The sequence below is a fragment of the Acanthopleuribacter pedis genome (genome assembly GCF_017377855.1).
Lineage (GTDB): Bacteria > Acidobacteriota > Holophagae > Acanthopleuribacterales > Acanthopleuribacteraceae > Acanthopleuribacter > Acanthopleuribacter pedis.
Window position 1 is genome coordinate 164,587 of the sequence record NZ_JAFREP010000008.1, and the last position, 17,808, is coordinate 182,394.

General features: G+C 55.7%; 15 protein-coding genes. 10 read left to right on the plus strand and 5 right to left on the minus strand.

Translation table 11 applies throughout. The features are described from left to right. Positions 1 to 22: 22 nt before the first annotated feature. From J3U88_RS11270 to tgt, 5 genes are all read right to left on the minus strand, one after another. Positions 23 to 2,248, minus strand: coding sequence for a RelA/SpoT family protein (locus tag J3U88_RS11270; RefSeq protein WP_207858856.1), 2,226 nt, complete (start codon positions 2,246 to 2,248; stop codon positions 23 to 25). A gap of 308 nt (positions 2,249 to 2,556) precedes the next feature. Beyond that, complete coding sequence (secF, locus tag J3U88_RS11275; RefSeq protein ID WP_207858857.1) at positions 2,557 to 3,963, minus strand: protein translocase subunit SecF; 1,407 nt, start codon at positions 3,961 to 3,963, stop codon at positions 2,557 to 2,559. 19 nt (positions 3,964 to 3,982) lie between these two features. Then, entirely contained in the window at positions 3,983 to 5,590 is a 1,608-nt protein-coding gene (gene secD / locus J3U88_RS11280; protein ID WP_207858858.1) for a protein translocase subunit SecD, read from the minus strand. Positions 5,591 to 5,665: 75 nt separating this feature from the next. Further along, positions 5,666 to 5,992, minus strand: a complete 327-nt coding sequence (yajC, locus tag J3U88_RS11285) for a preprotein translocase subunit YajC (RefSeq protein ID WP_207858859.1) — start codon at positions 5,990 to 5,992, stop codon at positions 5,666 to 5,668. Continuing rightward, positions 5,983 to 7,173, minus strand: coding sequence for a tRNA guanosine(34) transglycosylase Tgt (gene tgt, locus J3U88_RS11290; protein ID WP_243435889.1), 1,191 nt, complete (start codon positions 7,171 to 7,173; stop codon positions 5,983 to 5,985). Before tgt ends, yajC begins: the two co-directional genes overlap by 10 nt. Before the next feature lie 582 nt (positions 7,174 to 7,755). Here tgt and fliS point away from each other — a divergent pair. The 10 genes from fliS to J3U88_RS11340 all read left to right on the plus strand — a co-directional run bounded on the left by fliS (position 7,756) and on the right by J3U88_RS11340 (position 17,737). Further along, the gene (fliS, locus tag J3U88_RS11295; RefSeq protein WP_207858860.1) at positions 7,756 to 8,214 is read left to right on the plus strand and encodes a flagellar export chaperone FliS; all 459 of its coding nucleotides are present in this window, start codon (positions 7,756 to 7,758) and stop codon (positions 8,212 to 8,214) included. A gap of 190 nt (positions 8,215 to 8,404) precedes the next feature. Then, positions 8,405 to 10,186 carry a GspE/PulE family protein gene (locus tag J3U88_RS11300; protein ID WP_207858861.1) on the plus strand — a complete coding sequence of 594 codons (1,782 nt, stop codon included), beginning with the start codon at positions 8,405 to 8,407 and terminating at the stop codon, positions 10,184 to 10,186. A 134-nt stretch (positions 10,187 to 10,320) separates the two neighbouring features. Further along, on the plus strand, positions 10,321 to 11,553 hold the full coding sequence (locus J3U88_RS11305) for a type II secretion system F family protein (RefSeq protein WP_207858862.1): 1,233 nt from the start codon (positions 10,321 to 10,323) through the stop codon (positions 11,551 to 11,553). Positions 11,554 to 11,581: 28 nt separating this feature from the next. Beyond that, complete coding sequence (gene gspG / locus J3U88_RS11310; protein WP_207858863.1) at positions 11,582 to 12,007, plus strand: type II secretion system major pseudopilin GspG; 426 nt, start codon at positions 11,582 to 11,584, stop codon at positions 12,005 to 12,007. 47 nt (positions 12,008 to 12,054) lie between these two features. Beyond that, positions 12,055 to 12,699, plus strand: coding sequence for a pilus assembly FimT family protein (locus J3U88_RS11315; protein WP_207858864.1), 645 nt, complete (start codon positions 12,055 to 12,057; stop codon positions 12,697 to 12,699). Further along, on the plus strand, positions 12,683 to 13,123 hold the full coding sequence (locus J3U88_RS11320) for a prepilin-type N-terminal cleavage/methylation domain-containing protein (protein ID WP_207858865.1): 441 nt from the start codon (positions 12,683 to 12,685) through the stop codon (positions 13,121 to 13,123). The genes J3U88_RS11315 and J3U88_RS11320 overlap by 17 nt, the downstream gene beginning before the upstream one ends. Beyond that, positions 13,120 to 14,205, plus strand: coding sequence for a PulJ/GspJ family protein (locus J3U88_RS11325; protein WP_207858866.1), 1,086 nt, complete (start codon positions 13,120 to 13,122; stop codon positions 14,203 to 14,205). The genes J3U88_RS11320 and J3U88_RS11325 overlap by 4 nt, the downstream gene beginning before the upstream one ends. Continuing rightward, on the plus strand, positions 14,192 to 15,169 hold the full coding sequence (locus J3U88_RS11330; protein WP_207858867.1) for a type II secretion system minor pseudopilin: 978 nt from the start codon (positions 14,192 to 14,194) through the stop codon (positions 15,167 to 15,169). The genes J3U88_RS11325 and J3U88_RS11330 overlap by 14 nt, the downstream gene beginning before the upstream one ends. Positions 15,170 to 15,204: 35 nt before the next feature. Continuing rightward, the gene (locus J3U88_RS11335; RefSeq protein WP_207858868.1) at positions 15,205 to 16,614 is read left to right on the plus strand and encodes a PilN domain-containing protein; all 1,410 of its coding nucleotides are present in this window, start codon (positions 15,205 to 15,207) and stop codon (positions 16,612 to 16,614) included. Positions 16,615 to 16,768: 154 nt separating this feature from the next. Next, on the plus strand, positions 16,769 to 17,737 hold the full coding sequence (locus J3U88_RS11340; protein WP_207858869.1) for a hypothetical protein: 969 nt from the start codon (positions 16,769 to 16,771) through the stop codon (positions 17,735 to 17,737). Positions 17,738 to 17,808: the final 71 nt, after the last annotated feature.

Sequence of the window (17,808 nt, forward strand, 5' to 3'; positions counted from 1 at the left end):
CCGTGGTTTGCCGGTGAGTTTCTTAACGAATGCGGTCGTATCCCAGGAAGCCGCGAACCTTTTTTAAGTTACCGATCACCTTGTCGAAGTGGGTCAGGGCGTTAACCTGGAGCACGAACTCGAACACACCCATGCTTTTTTCGGTGTCGGTATTGGCTTTCATGTTGGATACATTGGTCTTTGCGTCGGAAATGGCGGCCGTCACGTCCGCGATCATGCCGGGACGATCCTCGGTGTATACCCGAATGGCGACCTCGAAGACCTGATTATCCGAGGGGCCCGCCCATTCTACCGGGATCTTTCGCTCCGGTGGCACGTTTTGGCTTTGAAGGGTTTTGCAGCCCTTTTTGTGAACCATGACCCCGCGGCCTTGGGTGATGTGTCCGACGATGGGGTCGCCCAGAATGGGGTTGCAGCATTTGGAAAGGTTGACCAGCACCTCGGGCGTGCCTTTGACCAACACCATGTTGCGCGATTTGCGGGATATGCGCTGGAAAGCTCGCTGCAAGCGGCTTTCACGAACTTGGTCGGCGGAGGGACCGGTTTCCGTTTGATCTTCGGGAAGGAAGGGTTTGACGGCCTTGTTGGGGGTAATGTTGCCGAAACCGATGGCGCTGTAGAAGTCATCGATTTTTTTGTAGCCCAGCGTCTTGAGCCGGCCCTGGATCACGTTGTTGGATATTTTTTTGAGGGGAACCTTGCAGCGTTTGAGTTCCCGTTCAAACAGGTTGCGGCCCATCTCCACCGCTTTCTCCCGCGCTCGGGCGCGCAGCCAGGCGCGGATTTTGGACCGGGCGGAGGAAGAACGGACGTACTGAAGCCATTCCTCGCTGGGCGTTTGCCCCGCGCTGGTGATGATCTCCACGATGGAACCGCTTTGGAGCTCGCTGCGCAAGGGCACCATTTTGCCGTCGACCTTGGCCGCCACCGCCTGGTGGCCGACCTCGGTATGGATGTGGTACGCGAAATCCAGCGGGGTTGCACCCTTGGGCAGGGTTTTGATTTCACTGTTGGGTGTGAATACCAAAATTTCGTCCGTCTGGAGTTGGCCCTTGATGGTTTCTAAGAACTCGTCGCTGTCCTGTACCTCTTTTTGTTCGTCGGCGACGCGGCGCAACCAGCTTACAAACTCGTTTTTACCGACGGAAAGCAAGCGACCGTTTTTGTACGTCCAGTGGGCCGCAACCCCTTCTTCGGCGATGCGGTGCATGGTGTGGGTACGAACCTGGACTTCGAACGGCTGGCCGCGCTCGGAAAGCAAAGTGGTGTGGATGGATTGGTACAGGTTGGATTTGGGCGTGGCGATAAAATCCTTAATCCGGCCCGGGATGTGGCGCCACTTGGAGTGGAGCAGGCCGAACATTTTGTAACAGTCGCCAACCGAGTGGGTGAGGATGCGGAACGCATAATAATCGTAAAGGCCGTCGAGCGTACATTTTTTGCGGCGCATTTTGCGGTAGATCGAATAGTGGCTTTTGATGCGTGAGGAGACGTCGCCTTGCACATCAAATTCTTCCATCAACCCTTCCATTTCGTGTGCGATGCTTTCGAGCACGCCTTTGTTGCTGCGTTCGCGATCGGTAAGCTGTTTGTCCAATTCGGCGTAAGCGTCGGGTTCCATGTGCAGGAATGAGAGCCGTTCCAGCTCCAGTTTGAGGTTGCTCATACCGATGCGGTGCGCCAGCGGGGTGTAAATATCCAAGGTCTCCTGGCTGATGCGGCGGCGTTTTTCTTCGCCCAAATGGCCCAGGGTCGACATGTTGTGGCAGCGGTCCGCGAGTTTGACGACCAAAACACGAATATCCTCGGACATGGCGAGGATCATCTTGCGGTAGTTTTCCGCTTGGGCTTGATCTTTGTTTTGGAACTTGACCTTACCGATTTTGGTGACGCCGTCGACAATCCGTGCCAGCCCTTTGCCAAAGTGTTTTTCCAACTGACTGACTTCGACCTCACAATCTTCGACCACGTCGTGGAGGAACCCGGCCGCTACCGTTTCCAAGTCCAGTTTGCGCTCGGCCAGAATATAGGCCACGGCAACCGGATGGATGATGTAGGGTTCGCCGGATTTACGGGTCTGGCCCTCGTGTGCTTGGTGGGCGAACGCGTGGGCGCGGCGCAAATAATCGGCGTCGGCGTCGGGGTGATTCTCTAGGAAGACGCGTACCACATCGTCAACGGTGCGGTTTTTGGTCTTGGACAGACCCGCCCACTCCTTGATTGCCGATAGTTGTTCTTTTAAGGTCATATGTCCGCCGAAACCAGGGCGCCCACGTGATTGGGCTCGGTGTTGGTCCGTGACCGTGGAGCATGAGGGCTGTTTTGCGCGTTGAACCGTTGACCAGGAAAAACGCGAGAAGGTTTTGCAGCATTGTACAGGTTTTGTAAGGGAATGGGAGCCGACAAATAAAAAAGTCGTGAAAAGATTCAGCGAGGGGTGTTCAAAAGCGTCCTGTTTGCCGTGTGTGCATAAAAAAAGGACGCTTACAAAACCTGCTTGTAAGCGTCCTTTTTTAGAAAATGTTGCTCACGAATGAGCGGGTTGGCGAACCCGTGTTAGCTGTCGATGGGGCGTGAAGCGTGCCACAACAGCAGGGTGGGGCTGGCCACAAAAATCGAAGAGTAGGTACCGATCACGATGCCGATCAAAAGGGGCAAGGCGAAATCTTCGAGCGTGGCGTTGTTGGAGAACCAGTAGATGACACCGACAACGAAGAAGGTCGTCAAGGAGGTCACGATGGTACGGCTCAGGGTTTGGTTGATGGAGCGGTTCATGTGGTCGACGACCTGACCGCCCTTGGCCGCATTCAGGTTTTCGCGAATGCGGTCAAACACAACGATGGTGTCGTTCAGTGAGTAACCAACGATGGTCAAAAACGCGGCAACAACGGGGTTGGACAGTTCGGAGCCAAGCACTTGGCCGGCAATGGCGAACACGCCCAGGGCGATGACGACGTCGTGAACCAGGGCCACGACGGATGCGACCGCGTAACCCAGGCGGAACCGGAACGCGATGTAGATCAGGATGCCGATCAAAGCCAGGATGATTGCCTCGGCCGCCTCGGTCAACTGCTCAGAGGCAATTGAGGGTGAGAAGGTTTCGTTCGAAACGATGCGGAAGCTGCCCAGCATGAAGTTCTTTTCGAAGAACTGTTGCAAGCCTGCCTTGTCTTCGTTGGCCCGCAAGGTGATCGCCTCGGTCATGGTCGCGAAATCTTTGACGAAGTCGTCTTTGCTTTCGCGGTAGGCGATGATGTCACGGGCAACGTCCTCGTAATGTTCCGTGGAGGCGCGGTTCAAAGGATTTTTCTCGCGCAGCAACACGGCGAGGAGGTCCTCGGTGGTGCGGTTCAGCGCGGGGGTGAGCAGCAGCAAGGTTTGGCTCAGTTTGAGTTGCTTGTCGGCGTCGGTTTCAACCGCGGCGGCCAGGGCTTCGATGTCGGCCACTTCGCCGTCCAGCGCGCTGACGATTTGACCCGCGAGGGTGCCGTAGGTCGATTGCTTTTCAGCATCGGTCCCTTCGACCAGGAAGGGGTTTTGGGCGACCAAACCCTCGGCGATGGTTTGTTGACCGAGGCCTTGCAGCAGCGCAATGCGCTTGGCTTCGGCGTCGAAAAATGAACCGAACGCTTTTTCCAAGCCGCGCAGACGGGCAAGTGAGGCTTCGCCTTCTTTCCCTTCGGCGACTTCGGGGTTTTTGATTTTGACGCTGTACTCTTTGTTGAATTCAGGGTCCATGCTGGCCAGTGAGGCTTTGTTATCGACCTGGCTAATTTGGGCGCGCAGGTCGGCGATTTGCACGTCGCCGGTTTCAAATTGAACGGTGAGTTTGGTGCCGCCTTCGTAGTCGACGCTTTTTTCAATGCCGACGGTGAAGATCACGCCGAGTGAGGCAATGAACAGGATGACGGAGAGCAGCCCAAAAGCGCCGCGTTTTTCCATAAACTGAATTTCGCGCATCATTGTGTTGTTCCTCCGTGGATTATTGGGGTGAGGTCGCGGCGGCGCCACGCCACAACGGCCAGATGGATAGGGTGCGATGGGTGGTACTGCTGCGCAGGTAGGTCATGAAGAAGGTACGTGAGCAGAAGACGGCCGTGAAGATGGAGCACACGATACCGATCATCAGCATGATCGCAAAACCTTTGATGGGGCCTTCGCCAAGGAGCAGCAAACAGAAGGCCGCGATGAAGGTCGTGATGTTGGCGTCAAGGATGGTGACAAAGGCGGACTGGTAACCGATGTCGACCGCGTTTTTCACGGCCGTCCCTTGCCTTAGCTCTTCGCGTATCTTCTCGAAGATCAGCACGTTGGCGTCAACCGCCATACCGATGGTGAGGATGAAACCGGCGATACCGGGCAAGGTCAGGATGGCGTCGATTCCGGCCAACATACCCAGCATCAACAACAAGTTGATGAACAAGGCGCAGATGGCGAACAGGCCGGCGATACGGTAGTAAATCACGATGAACACCATGACGGCGCCGAAACCGATGACGGCGGCGGTGGTACCCTGACGGATGGCGTCGCGACCCAAGGTGGGACCGATCACGCGTTCTTCCAAAATGCGAACCGAGGCGGGCAGGCTGCCGGATTTGATTTGCAGGATTTTGTCGTCGACCTCACCGGCGGAGAAGCTGCCGCTGATCACGAACGAGTTGCTCAAACGTTGGCGAATGACGGGCGCGGTCAAAACCTTGCCGTCCAAAATAACCGCCAACTGACGGCCTACCGCGTCGGGTTGGCCGGTCACGCTATCCATGATTTGGCCGCCCGCGCGGTCGAGGTTGATGCCGATGGCGGGGAAGCCGGTTTCGTCGCGAGACGCCATGACGCGGCTGACATTGGAAGCGGTCATCATGACGGGTTCCAACAGGTAGAAACCTTCGCCTTCTTTCATGGGCAGAATTTTGTAACCGGGTTTGAGGTAGGGCTGCAGTTCTTCCGCGCGTTGGGCGAAGTTGAGTGCGCCTTTGGCGACCATGCGCCATTCCAGTTGGCCGGGTTCTTTGACCAGCTTCTGGACACGGGCTTGGTCGTCGGTGCCGGCCAGTTCGACAACGATGCGGTTGGTGCCGACCACTTGGTTGATGTTGGGCTCGGAAACGCCCAACTGGTCAATCCGGTTTTGAATTTTGTAAACCGTTTGGGTGACGGCGTCCTTTTTGACATCGTCAATCGCGCCTTCGCGCAAGGTCAGGGTGAGCTGGTTGGCATCACCGCGGATGTCCCAACGGTCGCGGTACAAACGCTTGACCTCGGGAACCACCTCTTGGTTGATGGTGCTGCCCAGGTTCGCCAAGACGACGCGGCGTTCTTTAATTTGAGGATCGGAACTGCCGACCGTCATGTTTTCGGCTTCCAAGCTGGCTTTGATGGTACCGGCTTGCTCCTCAACGTAGTGGTCGACGGCATCCTCGACATCCACTTCCAATTGCATGAAGATCCCGCCCTTGAGGTCGAGGCCGAGCTGGATGTTTTTGGTAATGTTGTCGGTCGAGAATGTCCAACTGTCTTCGGTTTCGTGCGAGAGCAGCACATAGCCGCTATAGACAATGGCCACTGCGATGACAATCCATCTAGTTTTCATGGGTTAACTCCTTGACCGATGTCTCGACCGCGGTCTGCGTGCCGGCGTTCAGGTTCTGCCACCTTTGACCGATGATCATTTCGAGGCCCCCTCATCATTGAGTGGTTGGGGACCGGTAATCGCGGAGCGAGTCATTTTGATTTTGGTTTTATCGTGAACTTTGAGGATGACCACCTGTTGATCGACCGAATCGATTTCGCCCCACACCCCACCGGATGTGATGACTTTGTCGCCTTTTTTCAGGTTGTCCACATAACGTTGCTGCTCTTTTTGCTGCTTGATCTGGGGACGCATGATCAAAAAGTAAAAAATGGCGATCATGCCGACAATCGGTGCGATCTGGAACCAGAGTGGCGGGGCACCGCCGCCTTCGAAATAGAAAAATGCCAGGTTTAGCCACATGATGGATGGTCCTCCACGTTGCGCGCGTGAGCCTCGATGGTTGCGTTATCCGGCAAGGTGTAGTCGAGAATGTCGCGCGCCCCGTAAACTTGAAGAATCTGTTCTTTAAAAGCTGGGAACCGGTCCGCGGCAATCGCGCGGCGCATGTTCGCCATTAGGTTCTGATAGAAGCTGAGGTTGTGAAGGGTCATCAGCACCGAGGCGAGGATTTCGCCCGCGCGGTAAATATGGTTGAGATACGCGCGCGTGAATCGGGTGCAGGTGTAACAATCACAGTTCGGGTCAAGGGGCAGGTCACTGTCCTTATGCGCCGCTTGTTTGATGGAAACCGGACCTTCGCTGGTGAACGCGTAGCCGTTGCGGGCGTTGCGGGTCGGCATGACGCAGTCGAACATGTCGATGCCGGCCGAAACCGCGTTGACCAAGTCGGCGGGTGTGCCGACGCCCATCAAGTAGCGGGGTTTGTCCTCGGGAAGTTGGGGTGCCGTGTGGCGCAGGATGGGGTACATCAGTTCTTTAGGTTCACCGACGCTCAAACCGCCGACGGCGAAACCGGCAAAGGGTTTCGCACAAAGTTCGCGCACGCTTGCATCGCGAAGATCGGCGTACATGCCGCCTTGGACGATGCCGAACAGCGATTGGTGACCACCTTGAAAATAATTCAGAGAGTGGTCGGCCCAACGATGGGTGAGTGCCATGGAGGCGCGTGTGGCGGCGTGGTCCGCGGGATAGGGGGTGCAGTCGTCAAACGCCATTACCACATCGGAGCCGAGGTCGCGCTGCACCTTCATGGATCGTTCCGGGTCGAGGCGAATCAAATCACCGTCGATGTGGGAACGGAAGGTCACGCCGCGGTCGTCGCGTTTGGTTAGGTCGGCCAGGGAGAAAACCTGGAAGCCGCCGCTGTCGGTCAAGATGGGACCGTCCCAGGCCATAAAACGATGCAAACCGCCCAGTTGGGCGATGCGTTCGGAGCCGGGGCGCAACATCAGGTGGTAGGTATTACCCAGCACCATGCCCACGCCGCAGTCGCTTAACTGCCGCGGGGTCATGCCTTTTACGGTGCCCTGGGTGCCGACGGCCATAAAAACAGGCGTATCGACACCGCCGTGAGCGGTTTCCAGACGCCCTAAACGGGCGCCGCTATCTCGATCCTTCTTGGATATGGCGAACTTAAACAAGGGTATGCTTCCGCGATCAAATGTATCCTCATACCCGGCTGAAATCTGGACCCGTTTTTCCTGAAACAAACATCATGCTTTTGAAAAAAACCGAAACCCAATGCTACGGATAAAGTGTCCCGTTCGGTTCTTGACCCAAGCAGCCGAATAACAAAGTCGGAACTATATCACAGGCCGAGTCGGGGTTCCAGCCTGCAATTTTGGGGAAGGACGCCCGCGGTGATCTCGCTCGCCCCGGCGCTGAAGCGCTTGGGGCACCGAAAAAAGCGCGCTTGCGCGGGCGGTACCGCACCATTTGGCTCGCGAAAAAACTTTGACCGCGCTTGGAAAAATGACCCCCGCTCGTGCTAAAATGGACCGTTTTGTTCCAGTGGCACGAAATGCATTGTCAAGGTCGGTCCACGGAAACCCCGGTGCCAAAGCCCGTCAACCCGGTTGTTGCTTCGGTGGCTCGGTCAAGTTTCCTCAATCAACAACCTTACAGAAACCCGGTAGCTTCGGTTAAAGATTTGCTTCCGCGCCCCCGATAGGATGTTCAAGGCACGGAGGCCGATTGATACCAGAGAACATGGAGGCTCTTGAATGCATGCATACAACCCCAAGGGGGGTGGATATACCGCCAACTATTCGGCGAACGCTTACCGCACCAACAGCGTAAACACCTCACCCTTGCAACTCGTTGTCATGTGTTATGACGGCATGCTGCGGTTCATAAAAAAAACCCGCGAAGCGATTGAACAAAACAACATTGAAGAAAAAGTTAAATTCTTAAATAAAACACTGGCGATTGTCGACGAACTCCAAGGCAGTCTCGATTTTAACCGCGGCGGCGAAGTCGCCCGCAACCTTGACCGGGTTTACACCTACTTCGCCAATGAACTGATGAAAGTCGGCATGCGCAACGACCTTAAGATTCTTGCCCATGTTGAAAAACTCGTCGGTGAATTGCGCGGCGCCTGGGCCAAGATCGCCAATGACAGCCAGGCCGCCACCCCGCCGCCCCCACCACCCGGCACCAGCCGCTTCACCTTTACCGGCTAGCCTTCATTTCGTTCCACACGGTTCAGCGCGATACGCAACCCCATCTTCGCTTGCGTTCGGCGCAAACTGAATTTTTTTTAGACCCTTTACCTGCTTGATGCGTCACACCCTTTGCCGTGGGTCCGTCACGAACTTTTTCGTGGTGTGGTACACTCCCCCACGCTGAAATTTGTTCGATGAGGTTGGCGTTTTGAGTAACGAAGAAGAAATCCCCCCAAATGCGGCCGAGACCGCGGTTGAAGAGATTCCCCAGGTGGTGGAACGCCCCAAAATCCGTTTGGGCCGCAAGCGCTTTGGGGAATTCCTCATTGAACGCAACCGAATCACCCCCAAAGATTTAGAACGTGCCCTCGCCTTGCAGGAAGAGTCCGGTGTCAAAATCGGCCGCATCCTCGTCGACATGGGTTTTTTGACCGAACGCGATTGCACCCTCATCCTGTGTGAACAGCTTGGCTTTACTTACCTCGACCCAGAGCAGTTTCCCGAGGAACTGCCGGAGATTCTCGACCGCATTTCGGTCAAGTTTTTTATTGCCAACAATTTTTTACCGCTTCACTTTGATGAAGAGAACAAGATCCTCAAACTCGTTGTTGAAGACCCCTATCTGCGTGTCCCACTCGACAACCTGGCCGAGTTGCTGGAGTGCAAACTCGAGATTCAGATGTCGACCCGTTCTGATATTCAGGACGCCTTGGAGCGTGGCTACGGGGAAGGCATTAGCGAGTTCGACAAAATCGTCGATAACGCCGACGAGATGGACGAAAACTACGACGATGTCGAACACCTCAAAGACCTCGCCAGTGAGGCGCCGGTCATTCGCCTGGTGAACCTGATCATTTCACGCGCCGTTGAAAGCCGGGCCAGTGATATCCACATCGAACCTTTTGAAAAGTCGCTCAAGGTTCGCTACCGCATCGACGGGGTGCTCAAAGAAGTCGAATCGCCGCCGCGTGGCCTGGCGCCCGCCGTGATTTCCCGCCTGAAAATTATTTCCAAATTGGATATCGCCGAAAAACGTATCGCCCAGGACGGCCGTCTCAAAATGCGCGTGCTCGGCAAAGAAATTGACTTTCGTGTCTCGACTGTTCCCACCTTGCACGGTGAATCCGTGGTTCTGCGTTTGCTCGATAAGGAATCCATTTCCTTCATCGAGCTGTCGATGTTGGGCATGCCTGATTACGTGGAAAAACCCTTTGTGGAGCTGTCGGGGTCGCCCCACGGCATTTTGTTGGTCTCCGGACCGACCGGTTCCGGTAAAACGACCTCGCTTTACGCCTGCCTCAACATGCTCAACGGTTCCGAAACCAAAATTCTCACCGTTGAGAACCCGGTTGAATACCAACTAGAAGGGATCAACCAGATTCACGTAAACGAAAAGGTCGGTCTGACCTTTGCCTCCGGGCTGCGCACCATGATGCGCCAAGACCCCGACGTGATTATGGTTGGTGAGATTCGCGACTCCGAAACCGCCGAGGTCGCCATCCAGGCCAGCTTGACCGGTCACATGGTGTTTTCCACCATTCACACCAACGACGCACCCGGCGCCGTGAACCGCCTGCTCGACATGGGCATTGAAGATTACTTGCTGACCTCGACCCTGCTCGGCGTTCTGGCCCAGCGTCTGGTGCGTGTGGTCTGTAAAGAGTGCCGCAAAGGCTACCTGCCGGACGTTGGTTTCCACAAGCACATCATTAAATTTGTCGACGATCCCACCTCGGTCCATTTTTACCGCGGTGAGGGCTGCAAGAATTGCGGCTTCACCGGGTATACCGGTCGGATCGGCATCTACGAGTTGTTTCAGATCAACGATGAGATCCGCCACTTGATTATGCAGAAACCGGATACGGCCCAGCTCCGTTCCTTGGCCCGTAAGAAGGGCATGCGTTTGCTGCGGGAAGACGGCTGGCGAAAAGTTTTGGACGGGAAAACCTCGGTCGAGGAGCTGTTCCGCGTCACCCAAGAATCGCTCTAGCGCCGAGCCGTCAAGCATCATCCAGGCCGCCTTGCACCGGAAGCGATTTCGGCGCTTGAGGCGGCCCCGCTTTTCGACCACAATGGTCGTGGTTTTTACGGTCCCGTAACTGATCCCATCCACAAGGACGACCCATGCCCACCTTTTACTACAAAGCAACCAATCCCGGCGGCAAGCTGGAGTCCGGTACTCTTGAGGCCTCCGGTAAGCCGCAAGCGCTGGCGATGTTGGAGCGCAAAGGTTTGTTTCCGTTGTCGGTGTCCGACAAACCAAAAAAGGTGACCGAATTTAACCTGTCCGATATCAAAATCGAAGATATCCTACCCATCAACCGCATCAGCGGTAAGGAAGTGCTGGACTTTAGCGACAAGCTCGCAACCCTGCTGCGCGCCGGCCTGCCGCTGGCCCGTGCCCTGACCTTGTTGATCGACACCACCGACCGTGAACCGCTTAAGGACGTCATCCGTCAGGTCTTAAAAGATGTCAAAGCCGGCAACAGTTTTGCCGACAGTTTGGCCAAACACCCGCGCGTGTTTGAGCGCCTGTACGTCAACATGGTGCGCACCGGTGAGGCCGCCGGCGTTTTGGAAAAAGTGCTCGACAACATTACCGAATACTTGGAAGCGCGCCAGAACATGCGCTCCTATCTGATTTCCGCGTTGATCTACCCCTCGATTTTGGGACTCACCGGCGTGGGCACCGTTTTGGTGCTTGTTTTTTTCGTCCTTCCGCGTTTCCAATCCGTCTTTGATCAGGTAGGTCAGGACTTGCCCTGGATTACCCAGGTCATGGTAGACAGCACCACGTTTCTCGCCGACTACAAATTCTGGATCCTTTCAATCTCGATCATTGCATGGGTTGCGTTCTCGCGCTGGAAGGGTTCCGACGAGGGACGGGACAAATGGGATGAGATTAAATTAAAGATGCCGATTCTCGGCAGCCTTTTTGTCCAAATCGAGGTCAACCGCTTCTCGAATACCCTCGGCATCTTGCTCAACAGCTCTGTTTCCCTGTTGGATGCGATGTCGATTACCAAGGAAATTGCCAACAACCGCGTGTTCGTCAAAGCGATGGACCCGATTATCAAAGGCGTGAAAAAGGGCGACGGTATGAGCATGCCGATGTCGCAAACCGGGATCTTTCCGAAAATGGCCGTGCAGCTCGTCACTGTAGGCGAGGAGACCGGGACCTTGGGCGAGATGTTCCTAAAGATCGCCAAGATTTATCAGGGCGACATTGAGAAAACGATCAAACGCCTGTTGGCTTTGTTCGAACCATTTATGATTTTGGTGATGTTTGTGGTCGTCGGCATCATTGTCGCCGCGATGTTGATGGCAGTCACCAGTTTGAGCACCAGCACCTTTTAAATTCACACATGTTTCAGGGAGGGTTTCCATGAAAACCAAAACAGCGCGTTTCCGCCGCGGCTTTACACTCGTCGAAATGATGGCCGTTGTTGTCATCATCGGTATTTTGGCGGCGGTCATCGCCCCCAAATTCTTTACCCAAGTTTCGGGTGCCCAGCGCACCACCGCCTTGCGCGACATTAAAACCTTGGAAAGCCAAGTCACCATGTTCCGCTTCCAACACAGCCGCCTGCCGGAGGAGTTGCGCGACCTCGCGGTTGAACCCGACAACGTGCAGAACTACAAACCGTACCTTGAAAAAGGCGCGCTCAAAGATCCCTGGGGCAACGATTACCAGTACCGCACGCCCGGTGATGAAGGCCGCGATTTTGAAATTTGGTCCCTTGGCGCCGACGGCAAAGAAGGCGGCGAAGGCGACGCATCAGACATTAAAGGTTGGAAGGAAGACGAGTAAACGACCGTTGGCCCGTGTGATGCGGGACCAAAGGTCGAGGGGTTCCCATGCACAGGATTCATCGCAAAGGCTTTACGCTGTTGGAAATGATCGTGGTCGTCACTTTGATGGCCGTGTTGATGGGTGCCGCCACCATTTTGGTGTTCGGCAACCGGGACGGCGTGGTGGTTAAGGACGAGGGCGCGCGCATGATTGCCTATCTGCGCAACGCCTGGGACCACACCCGTGCGACCGGTGCGCCGCTGGTATTCCGGCCCAACTACAACGACGGCTCGCTGCGCTATTACGATCCGCGTAGTCAGAAAACCCATAAGGCCTCGCTTGCCGAGGGTCATTATGTGGTGGGCATTCGCATCAACGACCGCATGTACAGCCAGGCCACCGGCGGCATGGCGACCCCCGTGGCGCAGGCCGACAGTGAAGGGGACGAGGAAGCCGTCGATGCGTTGGCCTACGAGGACGAATTCGCGCTTTTTATTTCCGAGGGGCGCGGCATGGCGCGGATCGCCGTTGTTTTTGCGGTACTCGAGGACAAAGAAGGTCCGATCGATGTGAGCAACTTCAACACCATCATGATGTGTTCACTGAACTTGATTACCGGCAAAGGCGACGTCAGCCCGATTACCCCTGAAGAATTCGAAAACCTGTTTCTCATTTCCTTCGAGGCGGAAAACAATGAAAGTGTCTACTAAAATCCGTTCTTCAACGGTGCGTGCCGGGGCGCGCGGACACGCTGGTTTTACGCTGCTCGAAGCGCTGGCCGCGCTGGCGATTTTAGGAATCAGCCTGGTGGTTTTGCTGCGTTCCCAAACCCTCTCGATTAGCAATGTCACCCAAATCCAACGCTACGAGCGCGGCGTTTTTATTACCGAAAACAATTTGCACTGGACCTTCTTGGACCTCAATGAGGCCGACCAGTGGCAAGACTATCAGGATGTGAGCGGCCAAGACGGGGATTACAAATGGCGGGTCAGCATTCAGCCCGTCGACATGGCGCTTCAGTTCGATAATCCGGTGGTGATGCTGCGGGTCGTCGCCACAACCACTTGGGAAGAAGGGGCCGCGGATCGGAATTACACTTTGGAAACATGGTACTTGTGGGGAGAAGAGCAATGATGGATTTACCGGCTCCGCTCCAAACCCGGCGCCTCGGCTTCACCCTCTTGGAAATGGTGGCTACCGTGCTGATCGGCGCCTTCATCGTGCTGATGATCGCGGGTGTGTTGCGCAACAGCATGTTTGCCTGGGAAACCGTGCAGTTTCGCGTTGGCGAGAACTACAATCGACGCATGGTGTTGGACCTGATCAAGCGCCAAACTTCTTCGCTGTTCCTGCGCACCGAGGCCGAGCAGCTCAGCAGCGGCAGCCGTTCACGCGGTCCGCGACGTACCGGCGGCAACACCAACAACCAACCGCGCCGCGATCCGAATGCCAACCCACAAATTGCCGGGCCGCAGCCGCCCACCGGTTTCCAACTGCCGGAAGGTTCGTATTTCTTTTTAGGGACACCGCAAGAACTGAACTTTTTGTCGACCGTTTCATTTTTATCCGACTTTCCCGGTCAAGTCGCCGTCAGATATTTCGTCGTTCAGGGCGCGGGTGAAGAAGGCGCCGACTTAATGTCGTTGCCCTCCTCACGGACGCTCGACCCGCGCGGCGACGCCAATTTGATTGAGACGTTCGAGAGCGGCAACACCCTGCTGGATTATCCGCCGCCTTTGGAAGGCGATCTGTACCTGTACGTCGAGGAAACCAACTTGTTTTTGACGCAGAGCGAACAAAGCATTGCCGCGTACAACGGCACCGAGGAAGGCGCCGATCCGCAACAGCCGACGATCATCTCTGCCGAGGCACGTGATCGCAATAAACCCAACAGTGGAGAAGAGGCGGCCGGTCCCGCGCAAGCCGTGGGAACCAGTACCATGGCCCTGATCGGCCCGTTGCGCGCGTTTAGCCTGCGTTACCGTTTTCCGCTTAACCGCGGCGTTCAGGAAGAAGATACCGAGGAAGATTGGGCCGAGGCTTGGGATCTCGAATCGGAGGGGCGTTACCCTTCCGCCGTCGAGTTCATTCTGTTCTACGAAAAGCCGGGCATCACCGACGACATTCCAACCGAGGAGTTGCCGGGCATCCGTATGGTGCTCCCCATTTACGACACCAACAATCTGATGCGAGGGGGCAACAATGCACCCTTCTGACGCACAGCGCGGCAACATCCTGATCACCGTGTTGTGGATCATTATGATCATGGCGGTGGTCGTGCTCGGTTTGAACTACGAGGCGCGCAGCGATGTGGAACGCACCATGTTGTTTCGCGACCGTGCCCGCGCCTACTGGCTGGCACGCGGCGCCATTGAACGTGCCAAGTACGATTACGCCCTCTCCAAAATGAGTGCTGACGAGGAAGTGCCCCAGCGTACCAAGTACCGTTACGATTTCGACCACGGGTATGCCGTGGTGCAAATCCTCAACCACACCCACTTAATGTCGATTAACTCGGCCAACCGCGATCTCTGGGTTCAGTTGTTTGCCTACTACGAAATGGACGAAACTGAGGCCGATATCCTGATCGATTCCATTTTCGATTGGGTTGACGAGGACGACCTGCCCCGGCTTAACGGGGTGGAGGAAGAACACTATCTGGGCCTGAACCCGCCCTATTTCCCGCGCAATGGTGAATTCCACAGCGTGGAAGAACTGCTGCTCGTCAACGGGATGACCGAGGATTTGTTCTACGGGACACCGGGTGGTGAGAAACCGGGCCTGCGCGAGTTACTGACCGCCAAGGGACCGCGCATCACCAAGTTCGACATCAACACCTGCCCGACCGGCATGTTGATGGCCTTTCTCGGGATCACCCGCGAGGAAGCCAACCAGGTCAAGGTGGCCCGCGAAATCGAACGTTTTGAAACCGTGATCGAGGCCGGGGAATTGTTCAATGGCGAGATAAATGACAAGTTGATGCAATTTTTCACGGTTTACCAAGGTAACCAATTTAAAATTCGGGCGACCGGTTATGTTAATGATTCGGTTGCGCGTTACACCGTCGAGGACGAGGTTCGTTTCTCCGGGGGCGAACGGTTGTTCACCAACCTCTCTCACAAGGATTTTTCCTTAAAGCACGTCGACGAAACCCCGCAAGTTGATGCGGATGTTGAATAAAACAAAGGCAGAATGAGATGGTACAAGCCGGCAATATGAAATTGGAACTGAATCTTCGCGGCAAAGGTTGGGGCATTGCCTTCAATGACCGCGAACTGCGCCTGGCCGCGATTCAAAACAAACGCAACGTTTTGAGCCTTACCGGTGAAGACGTGCTGGAAGATTACGCGGAGAAATCCGAGGAGGATGTGCTCGAGTTTATCGAGGATTTCCAAGCCAAGTTCCATGTTAAACGTGCCGATGCTTATCTGGTTCTGCCGCGCAATCAGGTTCGCATCCAAATGGCCGATTTTCCGCTTGAGGCCAAGGAGAACTTGGACGAGGTGGTCAGCTACCAAATGGCCAACTACTTCCCCGGCGATTTGGAACTGTGGGATTTTTTCCCGCAAGAAGTGGCCAGGGGAGAGCAGCTACGCGTCATGATCGTGGCCGTCAAAAAAGAAGTTCTGGGCAAGGCCTTTAGCTATATCCGTCGTTGGAACCTGCGTTTGGCCGGGGTTACCATCGATACCTTTGCCGTCTTTAACGCTTTTGTTCGCAACTACGCCGATCAAATCTCCGACCGCGCCCACATGTTGTTCCACTTCTTTGAGGACGGCATGGAGATGGCTTCTTGTGGTGACGGCCGCCTGACCAGCAGTACCTTTATTAAATACCCCGACCTGACCGAGGAACAGCCCAACTTCAACATGCTTGTTTCCGAATTGGAGCTCGGTTTCTCGCGGGCCCGTCTCGAACCGGATGCGGTTGAGACCTACACCTGGCTGGGCCGTCCGCCGGCGGCCGTGGAACGGTACCTCAAAGAGAACCTGGCTTTCCCCGAGCATGCGTTCCGTGACGGGACGGAGGAAATCCTTCCGCCCACCGCCGCGCCTGCTTTTGGTGCCGCGGTGAGCGCCGTCCTTGAAAAGCCGGCGCTGGGGCTCAACATGCTGCCCGACAACCAACGCCGGCGTCACAAACAACTCCCGGTTTTGGTTGGGTCGGTGGTGATTGCCGTGGTTTTGGTGCTCATGCTTGGGTTTGAAATCAAGGATTACATGGCGTTGCGTGGACGCTACAACCAACTGGAAGAGCAGCGGATTGAAGTGATGGCGCGCATGAACGAGTTGGCGATGGCGCGTGAGAAATACGATGCCAAGCGCGAGGAAGTGGAAATGTTCCAGCGTTTCCAGGCCTCCTTCCTGTTCAGCAAGTTGTTGTACGTTTTGGCCAACGAACTGCCGGACGATACCTACCTCACCAACCTGCGGCTGCAGAACGGCAACGAGCTCAAAATTCGCGGTGAATCCGGGGATCCGTTCCAGGTTCAGCGTATTTTGCGCAACGTTCCTTTTTTGGTCGACATCAAGGCGCCGAACGCGATTACCACCGGCCGCCGTGGTGACGGCAAAAAGAAGTTCAACATCGACGCCAAAATCAAGCTCGAAAGTTTGCCGGAGTGATGCCACATCCGCTGCTTTCCAGCTTGAGTCGACCGCGCCTCGGTGATAACGTGTGTGGTTCGGCTTCGCCCCTTGTTTTTTTGACCGGGAAGCTTCCCGGTTTCCTGCATTTCCGCTTGTTTTCCTTTCAGCCCAACCATCGGAGGAACAGACCTTGAAAAAGTTTAACCGACGAGAGAAATTCGTCCTGAGAATGATGTTGGGTGTGATCGGATTGTGGGGTTTCCTGGAAGCCCATGAAATGTACGTGCAAAACAAGCTGGACCTTGAAGCCAACATCGAATCGACCAGTACCCAGATCACCACCTACCTCCAGGAGCTTGAAGGGCAGTCACCCGAAAAGTACCTCAACGATGCGGAGGCCTTGGATGGACAGCTCAAGCGCGCTCGAGAAAAGATCATGAGGTTGCCGAATCGCGGGGTTGCTTCTGAAATCATCAGTTCGACCCTGAACCAAAAAGCGCTCGACGCCGGGGTTGAACTGACCTCAATTAGCGGTCGCCGCTTCGAAGAAGTCGGCGAGGAATCAGCGTTGAAGGAATTGCGCACCTACTTTGCTTTTAACTCTGATCTGCGCGAGTTGGTCAACCTGATGGACAGCATGGAAGACGAGCCCTATTATTTGGTGCTCCATCAGGTAAATGTGACCAGCCGCCACAGCCGCTTGCGCAACAACCGTCGCAAAACCAACCGCCCCAAGAAAAAAGTGCTCAACGGCAACGTTCTGATCAGTACCTTGTTTATTGAGGACCCCGAGGGGAAGGAGGCGGACTACCGCCAAACCGTGGTACGCAAACCCGACGAGGACGGCAAACCCACGGAGCCGGGTTCGGTCAAAGCGGACGGGGTGAAAGAAGATGGTGGACCCAAACGGGAACCTTCGCCGCCGCCTTTGCAAGCGGATCGGGACGACGACGGCAGCGAGGCCGAGCCCGATGACGAAGAGAAACGGGGTCCCAAGCCTTTGCCCGAACGGCGTCCGCCGGTTGACGCCGGCTCCGCGGATCGCGGGCCGACGCCCGCGAAAGTCGGTCCGGAACCGGTCAAGTTCAAGCCTCGGGCACGTCCGCTGACGGAGTCGAGCAATCCCAAACAAAAACCGCCAAGAAAATTCAGACCCTAGCTTGCCGCGATCCGTCTCATGTTTGTCCCGGCCGTTTGGCCGCGGGACATTTGGGACAGCCGCCGCCGGTT